Source organism: Tateyamaria sp. syn59, from assembly GCF_007995245.1.
In the GTDB taxonomy this organism is placed as follows: domain Bacteria; phylum Pseudomonadota; class Alphaproteobacteria; order Rhodobacterales; family Rhodobacteraceae; genus Tateyamaria.
In genome coordinates, this window is sequence record NZ_VCBA01000041.1 from 1 (window position 1) to 2,570 (window position 2,570).

Sequence of the window (2,570 nt, forward strand, 5' to 3'; positions counted from 1 at the left end):
GTTCTCGGCTCGGGCATGGCCCTGGCGCAGAGCGACGTCACGACCAACGTCTATACGGACAACTCCTTCTGCACCTCGGATTACAGCCCCGTCACTGATGGCGACCAGGAGGAGCAGAGCCGGACCGAGTTCGCCGAGATGGATCTCGACGGTGATGGCATGGTCAGCCAGGACGAGTACATCGAGTGCCGCAAGGCGGCGACCGGGGACTCCGAGGCATCGGGGAGCAGCGAGGACAGTTCGACCGACAATTCGAGCGACAGCGGCTCATCCAATAGCGACGGCTCGTCCAGCGGCAAATGAGAGGGCCGCGACGCGGCGCCGCGGTCACTGCCGTGGCGCCTGTAAGCTTGAGCCGCCCTCGTCCGACGGTTCTCCGCTGAGGGGCTTGCCACAGTCCAGAGAGTTCGACTTGGGCTTACCGGCCGACGCATTGCCCGTTTGGCGGCAGAGAGTGACATGCGAAGGACCAAACAAGTATCATTGCGCTTCCCAATGCATGAGTCGCCAACTCGGCGTCACTGAAGAGGGCGGATGGCATGCAAAAGCGACGTCGCGAAGGACCCGGGCCCGGCGTAGAGGCGAACCCGCATTCAGAGGGCGACGTGCCGACTGCGCCAGAGATGCCCGAAGAAGCAGGGCAGGAACGCGGTCGTGGGCGCGAGGCGTGGCGGCCGGATCAGATCCAACCGGTAGGCTGGCGCGACATCTGGTGGCGCGTCAGCGGGCGGATCGGATGGGAACTCATCCCGTTGGTCGCGGCGGGGGTCGCCTTCTTCGGCATGCTGGCGCTGTTCCCGGCGATCGCGATGCTGGTGTCGCTGGCCGGGCTCTTCTTCGACCCCGAACTCGTCATCGACCAGCTCGATACCCTGGACGGGCTGGCCCCGGCCGAGCCGCTCGGGGTGGTACGGGATCAGGCGGTTGAGCTCGTGAGCCAAGCCCCGGGGCAGGCGACGGCCACAGCGGCTATCAGCCTGATGCTGTCGTTGTTCTGGGCTTCGCGTGGGATCGACAACCTTGTCAGCGGCATCAACATGGCGCATGCGGAGGACGAGTCGCGCAACATCATCATGCGCAACCTCGTATCGCTGGGACTGACGGCGGTACTGACGGCGATGGCACTTGCCGCCCTGGCACTTGCGGTGGCGGCGCCACCAGCCGTTGAGGCGTTGGGCCTCGAGGGCTGGACCGACACCCTCGTCAGCGTGGGCCGCTGGCTGGTGCTGGGGCTGCTGTCGATGGCAGCGCTTGGGCTGCTCTATCGTTACGCACCGGCGCGAAGGCCCCCGCGATGGAGCTGGGTCACGCCGGGCGCGGTCATCGCTACGACGCTTTGGCTGGGCAGCTCGGTGCTCTTCGCGCTCTTCGTGCGCAATTTCGGCAGCTACCAGCCGACCTACGGTGCGCTCGCCGGGGTGGTGATCCTGCTTCTCTACATTTGGATGACGGCATTCGTGGTGCTGCTCGGCGCCCTGCTGAATGCCGAGATGGAGCATCAGTCGCGTCGGGACACCACGCGGGGGCGCGTCAGACCGATGGGAGAGCGCAACGCGGAGATGGCCGATACGCTCGGCCGACGGCCGTAGACCCGCAACACACCGACTACGCTGCCGCAGTAGTCGATCCTGAACCGGGAGGAGCAATGGAGGAGCCCACCTATTCCGCTGAGACAACAGGCATGGCTCGTTGGCGCACCATGCTGCTGGGATGCGTGGCAGTCATGGCCATCATTCTCGTGGGTTGGACACTTCGAGCTATAGCGCCGGTCGTGGTGCCTGTTATCTTCTCAGTCTTTCTTGCTCTTCTTGTTGCTCCATTGGATCGTTGGGGGGGCAAACGTGCGCCGAGAAAGTTCCCGTGGCTTGGCCACGTGGCAGCAATGGGAACGATCTTCTTGGCGCTCTTGGGCTTCCTCGCCTGTATCGGAATTGCAGCGCAGCAAGTTGTTGAGCGCTTCCCCCTGGGGTCTGGCGAAGAGAGCACGCTGCTGCCCTCGTTCAGTCTTGAGGCTCTTATTGCACCGGATCAGCCTAACAACTCGTCATCGCCAGATGCCAGTAAGGCCGTCGATGGGCAAGCTGCGGCGACCGACTCCCCAGACGATGCGACCGCGCCCGACGGCAGCAGTACCTTGTCCCGTCTTAGCTCCCTCCTCGACACAGCAGGCAGCTCACTTGCCGGCCGCATTGCTGAATGGGCGTCTGGTTACGCAACGGCAGTTCTCAGCGCCACCGGGACTGCCTTGGCTGCCGCAGTGCTCATTTTCTTTCTGACCCTGATGATGTTGGTGGAAGGCCCGCGTTGGCGAAAGAAAATTGCTGCTATCTTTAGTAGATCCACCAGAAAAAACGTGGTGGAAGCAACTGACATCATTGCGGATCGGTTGCGGGATTATCTTTGGGCTCGGACTATTCTCGGCGTGATGACCGCGGTTATTTATGTCGCCTGGCTCTGGGTATTCGGCGTCGATCTGCTGCTCGTTTGGGCGCTTCTGGCTTTTGCCCTTAATTTCATCCCGACCCTCGGCTCGCTGATCGCGGGAATCCTCCCTGTGCTCTACGCATTCG

The 2,570-nt window shown here is 63.1% G+C and carries 3 protein-coding genes; all 3 read left to right on the forward strand.

The genetic code is table 11. From position 1 onward, the window contains the following. On the forward strand, positions 1-303 hold a 303-nt coding region (locus tag FD715_RS22675; RefSeq protein WP_223275052.1), incomplete at its 5' end, for a hypothetical protein. A 320-nt stretch (positions 304-623) separates the two neighbouring features. Then, the gene (locus FD715_RS22170; RefSeq protein ID WP_189799615.1) at positions 624-1,589 is read left to right on the forward strand and encodes a YihY/virulence factor BrkB family protein; all 966 of its coding nucleotides are present in this window, start codon (positions 624-626) and stop codon (positions 1,587-1,589) included. A 56-nt stretch (positions 1,590-1,645) separates the two neighbouring features. Then, positions 1,646-2,570 (forward strand): AI-2E family transporter (locus FD715_RS22175; protein ID WP_147115398.1); only part of this gene is annotated, 925 nt, incomplete at its 3' end.

What these genes read in the sequence shown, in the direction of transcription:
- FD715_RS22170 (WP_189799615.1), top strand. Translation starts at nt 624, where the DNA reads ATGCCCGAAGAAGCAGGGCAGGAACGCGGTCGTGGGCGCGAGGCGTGG.